The organism is Oleiphilus sp. HI0117 (assembly GCF_001635235.1).
Genome location: NZ_LWGA01000292.1, coordinates 1 through 7,427, shown reverse-complemented (window position 1 = coordinate 7,427; position 7,427 = coordinate 1). Strand labels below are relative to the sequence as shown.

The 7,427-nt window shown below is 45.7% G+C and carries 6 protein-coding genes; 4 read left to right on the top strand and 2 right to left on the bottom strand.

All coding sequences use genetic code 11. The annotated features are described in order from the left end of the window. A partial coding sequence (locus tag A3757_RS03715) for a hypothetical protein (protein ID WP_197469722.1) occupies positions 1-293 on the bottom strand: 293 nt, incomplete at its 3' end. Between the two features lie 143 nt (positions 294-436). Between A3757_RS03715 and A3757_RS03710 the strand changes: the two genes are divergently transcribed. The 4 genes from A3757_RS03710 (at position 437) to A3757_RS03695 (ending at position 5,729) form a co-directional block, all read left to right on the top strand. After that, on the top strand, positions 437-2,689 hold the full coding sequence (locus A3757_RS03710) for a type I secretion system permease/ATPase (RefSeq protein ID WP_068553558.1): 2,253 nt from the start codon (positions 437-439) through the stop codon (positions 2,687-2,689). Next, on the top strand, positions 2,682-3,989 hold the full coding sequence (locus A3757_RS03705; protein ID WP_197469720.1) for an HlyD family type I secretion periplasmic adaptor subunit: 1,308 nt from the start codon (positions 2,682-2,684) through the stop codon (positions 3,987-3,989). Before A3757_RS03710 ends, A3757_RS03705 begins: the two co-directional genes overlap by 8 nt. Positions 3,990-4,143: 154 nt before the next feature. Continuing rightward, entirely contained in the window at positions 4,144-5,502 is a 1,359-nt protein-coding gene (locus tag A3757_RS03700; RefSeq protein ID WP_197469718.1) for a TolC family outer membrane protein, read from the top strand. Further along, positions 5,499-5,729 (top strand): hypothetical protein, encoded by a 231-nt coding sequence (locus tag A3757_RS03695; protein WP_156490360.1) that lies wholly within the window; start codon positions 5,499-5,501, stop codon positions 5,727-5,729. Before A3757_RS03700 ends, A3757_RS03695 begins: the two co-directional genes overlap by 4 nt. A 488-nt stretch (positions 5,730-6,217) precedes the next feature. Here A3757_RS03695 and A3757_RS03690 read toward each other — a convergent pair. Continuing rightward, positions 6,218-7,427: VCBS domain-containing protein (locus A3757_RS03690; protein WP_197469717.1), on the bottom strand; the 1,210-nt coding region annotated here is incomplete at its 5' end.

Sequence of the window (7,427 nt, the reverse complement as noted above, 5' to 3'; positions counted from 1 at the left end):
AGTGACTGGTAAAGAAAGCTGTCGTCTGTAGGTGCAGAGCTAAAACTTATGGGGCTTGGTTTTAGTGCAGGTATGGTTGGAACGGGTTCGACTTCCAAGGTGACGGCGTTGCTTTGTGGTTGGTCTGAGTACGATATGCTGCCATCTGGTTTTGTGACTTTATAGACGGTTGTTGTGCTGGTGCTTTCTTCGGCATACAGCTTACTCGTGCTGACGAAAAACAATAAAGCCAATAAAGTAACCTTTATGGCGATCAACAAATTGCTAGTCTTGAATTGATCTTGTGTAAGCACAGTCTATACCCTCGTTAAATAACTGCTATAGTTAGAAAAAGCTTTGAAGAAGCAGTGTAACAGAGAGTCTTTTCGCTTCTAAAGCTCATCTATAGTTTAGCTCACAATTTGATGAGCTATTTTTGATATTTGAGGTTTTTTCTTTGTCCCATAATTCCGCCAGTAGCTCTTATGACAATGCGGCGAATGTATCGAGTGCTGAAGCAGTAGAGCCTGCTCAAGTAGCTGTATCGCGTTATCTTCAAAATGCTTATCTGCATGTCATGGCGCTAGCTGGGTTTGCTTGTTCACGTGAGGTGTTTTTGCACGGCTTACCCGTAGACGAAAGAGCTTCAAGTAGCGGTATGATGAGAGCGGTTCATAGCCAAGGCAAATTACAGTGCCGCCAAATGGATTTGGCGGACCTGGAAAAGGCCGCCTTGCCTTGCCTTGCTCAGCTTAAAGGGAGTGATGAGGCTTGGCTCGTGATTGAGCGCTACGATACTTCCCGGTGTGTTTATAGCGTTAAAATTTTTAGCTCTGAGGGAGAGGGGCAGGCTTATTGGAGCGCGCCTGAGCTTAGTGAGAAAATCTCTGCAGAGCTGGTTTCGGTATTTCCAAAGGCGCATACGAGCAGTTCCTTAGACCAGCCAAGAAGAAGTGGTTTTGCTTCGTGGATGTGGCAGGAGCTAAGAGCTTTAAGTCGTGTTTATCGGGATATTATTGCAGCGACTTTATTGATTAACGTCTTTGCTTTGGCTGCGCCATTGTTTGTCATGAATGTTTATGATCGGGTAGTTCCCAATCAGGCAATCGAGACGCTTTGGGTTTTGGCGTCAGGTCTGGTCTTAGTGATCGTTTTTGAGCTGCTGGTAAAATTGCTTCGACATGTGTTTTTGGAACAGGCCGGTAAGCGTTTAGACTTGGTTTTGTCGAGTAAGCTATTTTCCAAGGTTTTGAATATCAGGCTTGAAGAATTTCCTTCGTCAGTGGGCTCACTTGCCAGTCAGGTGAAAGAGTTTGACTCGATCAAGCAGTTCTTTACTGCGGCGACAATGACGGCGCTCGCAGATGTTCCTTTTGCCATTATCTTTCTATTGGTTATCGCTTCTGTGGGTGGGCAGCTGGCCTTGGTGCCTTTAATAGCGGCTGCTTTCCTCTTGCTCTATGGTTACGTTGTGCATTTCCCGATAAAAAAAGTGGTTGATTTGATGCAGCAGGCAGCCGCTGAAAAAAATAGTGTTTTGGTTGAGAGCTTAAGCGGCATTGAAACGATCAAGTCCCTTAATGCGCAAGGGCGTCAGCAGGGCTTGTGGGAGAGAGCGCTGGTGCGCATGTCGCTATTAGGAGCGAGAGCCAAGCATCTGACCGACTCTGTATCGATCGTATCAGCTTCCGTTATGCAGCTTTCAACCATGGCGATTGTAATTGTCGGTGTTTATCAGATTGAGCAGCAAGCTTTGAGTTTAGGCGCTTTGATTGCTTGTGTGCTGTTAAGTTCTCGCGCCTTAGCGCCGATGTCCCAGATTGCTAACCTGATATCTCAATACCAACAAGCAAGGTCAGCGCTTAAGGGCTTGGATGATTTGTCTCGGCGTGCTGATGAATTGGAAGATATTTCTAAATCGCTGAGTTTGGGGGGCAAAATAACAAGCATCGAGATGCGAGATTTATCCTTTTCGTACTCGGGTGGGCCTAAAGTTTTGAAGGATATTAATCTGTCTTTGAATGCAGGTGAAAAAGTAGGGATTATTGGAAAGATTGGCTCTGGAAAAAGTTCACTGCTGCGGTTGTTGCTGGGCTTTGGTAGAGCTGATGCCGGACAATTATTAGTGAATGGCTTCGAGGTTCAGCATTTGAACGCAAGTGAACTAAGGTCGTCTATTGCTTATGTTCCCCAAGAAATTACCCTGTTTAGCGGTAGTCTGCGTGAAAATATCCTAATGAAGGCTCCAGAAGTGCCGCAGGAAGCTTTGCTTAAAGCGGTGGATTTGTCAGGTTTGTCGGAATTGGTTCAAACTCATGAGATGGGTTTGGATATGCCGATAGGAGAGCAAGGGAAAGGCTTGTCTGGTGGGCAGAGGCAGTGTGTGGCAATCGCTAGAGCGCTTATCAATGACCCTGACTTATTGTTATTTGATGAGTTAAGTTCTTCAATGGATAATCAGACAGAACAGATGATCATCAATAATATTCGGAATATCTCTAAGGATAAGGTGCTGCTACTTAGCACGCACCGGGCTTCTTTGCTGGCCCTGGTGGACCGAATTATCGTGATGGATCAAGGAAAAATTGTTGCTGATGGGCCAAAGGAAAGTGTTTTGGATGCGCTCAAGCGAGGCTTGATTCAGGCAGGGAGCCAAAGTGCTCACAATGATAAACAAGGTCATGGAAAGGGAGGTGTTTCCAATGACTGAGTTCCGTTCAACCCCTATCACTCAAGCCTTAAATGATCATGGTAATGTCATAAAGTCACGACGCTTGCTGTGGCTTATAATTTTGATCTCTTTTTCATTTATCTGCTGGACTGCTTATGCAGAGGTGGATGAGTTGGTTCGTGGTGTAGGTAAGGTTATCCCTTCGAAGCAATTGCAGTTGGTCCAGAATCTTGAGGGTGGCATTCTCTCGGAATTATTGGTGGAGGAAGGTGAGGAAGTCGAAGCCGGTCAGGTTTTATTAAAACTGGATGATAAGCAGCTTGCTTCCCGTTTTCGGGAGCGTGAACAGGTAGTGCGAGTGCTTCAGGCTCGCTCAGAAAGGCTGCGAGCCGAAGCGCAAGGCGGAGAGCTTTCTTTTTCTGAATCTCTGGTTCGTGATGACCAGGCTTTAGTGAGAGAGCAGCAAGCGCTTTTTACTCAAAGGCTTGAACAGTTAAGAGCCTCCAAAGTAATAATAAGTCAGCAAATTCAGCAGAAACACCAATTATTGGATCAGCTTCAAGGTCAGCTTCGTCAGTCTAGAGCGCAGGAGTTGCTGGTGAAAAAGGAGTTGGCAATATTGGAGCCTTTGTTTGAGCAAGGGGTTGTCTCTGAGGTGGAGCTGATCAGGTCTGAAAAGAGTGTCTTGGAGGCCAAGGGGAGAGCCTCAGATATTGAGCTGAAGTTGCCGCAAATTGAATCGTCTATCAAAGAGCTGACAAATCGTAGAGCTCAGTTAGAGTTGGACTTTAGGTCTGAGTCTCGTCTTGAATTAAATGATGTGTTAGCAGAGCTGGCTCAGATGTCTCAAGGTCACGATGTATTGGAGGATAGGGTTGACCGAACCCAGGTTCGATCGCCTGTTAATGGTATCGTTAAAGAGCTTATGGTGACCACCTTGGGTGGGGTTATTCAGCCGGGAATGGATTTGGTGAGTGTTGTCCCGATGGAGGATGCTTTGCTAATTGAGACAAAAGTCCGCCCTGCCGATATTGCACGACTGTACCCTGGACAGAAAGCAATGGTAAAATTCACCGCATATGATTTCACGGTTTATGGAGGGCTCGAAGCTGAGCTGGTTCATATTAGTGCTGATTCCAGTACAAATGAACAAGGTGATAGCTTCTACCTGGTACGCGTCAAGACGCGAGATAATAACTTGAAGTTCGGAGACAAGCTCCTTCCGGTTATTCCTGGTATGATTGCCCAAGTAGATATTCTGACAGGGAAGAAAACCTTGCTGACGTATCTCTTGAAACCAATATTAAAAGCCCGGCAGGTTGCGCTGACCGAACAGTAAGTTTTGACTTGCTCACTATGCAACTTTTCAGGGTTTTATCTACGGATAGATAATAATAAGTAGCAACCAGTTTGGTTGTTAACGTAGAGGCAATAATAAAATGCAGTTTCTTTCGCGCTTGTTCTTGTGCTTAGCTGTCACAGGCTGTTTTAGCGTGGCCCCTGTTTTTTCCCAAGAGCTAGATTCAAGTTTCTCGAACACTATAGATGAGCCAGGGCTGTCTAAGAAAGCTTCGGCAGTTCGTGGCATTCAGGAGAGCGTGAGCTTAACCTTAGCCAGTCATCCGCAACTTAAAGCAATGGTCAGCGAGTTGTATGCTCAGATGGCGGACATCGAGGAACGGGAGTCTGCGTTTCTACCTAAGCTTGTTTTATCTCTAGGTGTCGGGCGTGAGCATAGTAATAACACTTCGACAAGGTCATTGACGGGAAGTGGCTCTGAACAAATGGAGCGCCGAGAAGCTTCACTTGCCTTAAGGCAAATGTTATTTGATGGCTTTCAAACTCATTGGCAGCGTGAAAGCGGCGTAGAGATGGGGCAGGCACGACGTCTAGCGATGCGCTCTCAGGCAGAAACGCTAGCCTATGATGCTGTGCAGGCGCATTTGGATGTTATGCGTGCGAACTTTGCTCTTGAGGATCATATTGCGAACCTGCAAACTCATGAACGGATTGCGAAAGACGTGGGTATGAGAGCTCGTTTGGGAAAAGATGACCGAGCCAAGGTAAGTCAGGTCAGTGCGCGTTTATCTTTATCTTTGGCAAATGTCGAGGCAGCAAAGGCTAAGCTTAGAGCGGCTGAGGCGGCTTATTTTCGAGTTGTAGGCTCAAGGCCTGCTTTATCTTTGGCTTTTAGTCCAGGCTTGTTATCGATGCCAAATTCGCTGGAACAGCTATTGGAAGAGGTGTCCTCACAGAATCCTCAGTTATTATCTGAAGCGCGAGCGCTTCGAGCGAGCAAGGCTGAGCGTTCGGCAGCGAAGTCTACTAATTTACCTTCGATTTATCTGGAATCTGGTGCGAGTTGGAATGATAACCTTGATGGTGTTAAAGGGCGAAATAATGATGCTTTTGTGATGCTGCGTATGCAATATGACTTATTCAACGGTGGGCGAGACTCAGCGGCTAAGAATAAGGCTGCTCTGCGTGTTAAGCGGGCAGTGTATCGCATGGAAGATGCGCAGCGTGAGTTAAGCTTAGCGGCTGAGCAGGCTTGGCATCGTTACCAGAGTTTATCGACTCGTTACGCCTTACTTCAGGATTATGCAGAATCGGCAGAAAACACCAAGCGAGCCTACATTAAGCAGTTTGATATTGGCCAGCGAAGCTTGATTGATCTGCTGGATGCCGAGAATGAACTATTAAATGCTAAGCGTTTAAGTAGTGAGGCGCGATATGACTTGTATTTGATTAAGTATGAGCTGTTGTACCTGCAGGGTAGTTTGCTGGATCACTTGTCTCAAAATATTACGATATCCCCTAAAGTAACTAAGTTCCTGGACGAAAGGGCATGATGATGGATCAGCAAGAAAAGGAGGCTTTATTTTTAGCGTTACAGGATAGCGATGCTGACTTGGCCAGAGTGACGGAAGACCTCATCTCCTTGCTGGTGCAGAAAGGTATTATTTTGTTTACCGAACTGCCTAGCGCAGTACAGGCTAAGCTTGTTGATAGAGAAAAGCTGAGAGAAAAATTGGGCCAGGTGAATGTGTCTATATTATCGGAGGGCGATACGCTCTAGCTTTATATGTATCGGCTCAAACCCGATTTTACAGCTTGTAATACAGAGCGCGACATGACCAAACAAAATATCAAAGCCTTGAAAGTTCGCTAAGTTGACGCTCAAGCCCCCCCCCAAAAAAAAACCAGTCATTCCTGCGTAGGCGGGAATCCAGTGTCTTGATTAATAGGCAGCATTTGAAGCTACAGAAGTAATCGAATTAATAAGTTTTCGGTCAAAAACAATGGATCCCCGCCTACGCGAGGATGACTACTGTGGTGAGCATTCCTTGGGGGATGAATTTTAGAATAAGGTAACCCAGGAAGTTCTGGAAGTTCAAATCGTTTCAACGTCCGTTAAAGCATACTATTCGACCAAATTCATACTTGGTACCAAGGTTTTCTTCTGGTGTCTGCACGACTAAGCCATGCTCTGGTCGCAATCTGTTTTTCAATAAGTCAGTTCGAGTGCTGCGTTTACACTTTACAGTGCCTAGAGTTTCAACTCTCTTAAGTAATGAGGTTGTTGTCTTGAAGATTTTGCTGAGTAATTTGCTGTAAAATCTCGCTTGCACTTGTATTGGCATTGTCTAGGGTCTCGCCCGTGGACTGATGGCTAGAGTTAGCCTTTCCGAATACGCTTTCTAGGTCGTTCTCTGTGTCATCATGTAGAACTTGATTTAACTCTAGGGTCTCTGGCTTGCTGGAGCTGTTGTTGGCAAAGAGTGGCTGATCACTTCCTTCAATCTTTATAATGACTGTTTGTGTCGTGCCATCAACACTTTCGACAACAAATGTGTCAAACAAGCGTTCCTTCTCACCCAAAGAGATGACTTTCGGGTTGTTAGTATTTAGTTCGTATCGCCAGTTGCCGTGTTCATCAATGCTACCAGTGCCATAGTTAGAGCGTGTGGCAATGTCTTCGGCTGCTATAAAGTGAGACTGACCAAAGTCAGGATCATCGATGTTTAGCTTCTGCTCGGCATAAGTTGAAGTGGCTAAGTCGATCGTTTCAGAGTTGTCACCGCTTAAAAAAGGCTTGTCATCGGCGCCAAAAATAGTGATCTTGAGAAGTTGATTAGTACCGTCCACGCTTTTTAGCGGGATTAGGTCATGCAAAGTGTCGTTTTGATGAAGGCTTTTTACTGCGTCTGACTCACTATTGAGCGAATAAGTCCATTCGCCACTAGCGGAAATACTTACAAAGCCGTATGCGCCTTCAACCATGTCTTCAGCCAGCATTTGGGCTTCATCTTGGTCGAGGTCTTTAACAGTAAGCGTGCCGCTGATCGTTTCGGGTCTTTCACCAGGGCTATAGTTACTTAGTGCTGAAACTTCAGCGCTCTTGTCGCCAGAGATTGTTGCGCTGTCGTTAATCCCATGTATGGTGATATTGAGGGTAAATTTGTCGCCACTTTTGCTGATTAGGTCGATGCTGTCGATAAGGGAGTCGTTTGCCCCCAGTTCTTGAATTTTCGAAGTGTTGTTGTCTAGCGTGTATTGCCAGCTGCCGTCGCTGTTGTAATTGATTTGGCCATAAGCTGTTTCATGACTGGTTTCGTCAAATTCATAGTGTGTATCAACTTGGCCGCTTACTTCAAAGTGAATGTCTTCAGTAGTGCTTCGGTGCAGAGTTCCAAGGGATTTGCTGGAATGATCTATCTCTGCTTCTGTGTGAGGCAGTATGGCAGTTGAAGTGCTGACTTGTTCACTATTTTGT